This window comes from Streptomyces javensis (genome assembly GCF_039525925.1).
Lineage (GTDB): Bacteria > Actinomycetota > Actinomycetes > Streptomycetales > Streptomycetaceae > Streptomyces > Streptomyces asiaticus.
Window position 1 is genome coordinate 1 of sequence record NZ_BAAAIF010000268.1, and the last position, 804, is coordinate 804.

General features: G+C 69.8%; 1 pseudogene. It reads left to right on the top strand.

Annotated features, from left to right (window positions below):
* Positions 1-45 precede the first annotated feature (45 nt).
* Positions 46-804, top strand: a pseudogene (locus ABD329_RS47895) (IS5 family transposase); the annotation flags it as partial.

The following is an 804-nucleotide window of genomic DNA, read 5'->3' on the forward strand; positions in this document are numbered from 1 at the left end:
CTAGGGTCTGTCGTCAAATGATCTTCGGTCGGGGATCATGGTCGGGTGATACGTCGCCATGAACTGTCGGATGCCGAGTGGGAGTTCGTCCGGCCGCTGCTGCCCGAATCGCTGCGGGGCAGGAAGCGGATGGACGACCGCACGGTGCTCAACGGGATCGTGTGGAAGTTCCGTACCGGGACCGCTTGGCGGGACGTGCCCGAGCGGTACGGCTCCTGGGCCACGCTGCACACCCGCTTCCGCCGGTGGGCCAAGGACGGCACCTTCGAGCGCATGCTCCGGGCCGCCCAGGCCAAGGCCGACGCAGCCGGGGACATCGAGTGGCTCGTGTCGGTCGACTCCACGATCGTCCGAGCCCACCAGCATGCGGCCGGAGCGCGAAAAGGGGGCTCCGCACCCCGGGACTCGGCCGGTCCAGGGGCGGCCTGACCAGCAAGATCCACCTGGCCTGCGACGCTGTGGGGCGACCGCTCGCCTTCACCGTCACCGGCGGGAACGCCAACGACTGCACGCTGTTCACCGCCGTGATGCAGGCGATCCGGGTGCCCCGGCTGGGGCCGGGACGGCCCCGGGTCCGCCCCGACCACGTCATCGGCGACAAGGGCTACAGCTCCAAAGCCATACGCGGCTGGCTGCGGCGGCGGAACATCCGGCACACCATCCCGGAACGGTCCGACCAGATCCGCAACCGGCTCCGGCGCGGCAGCCGTGGCGGACGTCCGCCGGCCTTCGACAAGCAGGTCTACAAACGGCGCAACGTCGTCGAGCGGTGCTTCAACCGCCTCAAACAGTGGCGCGGCATCG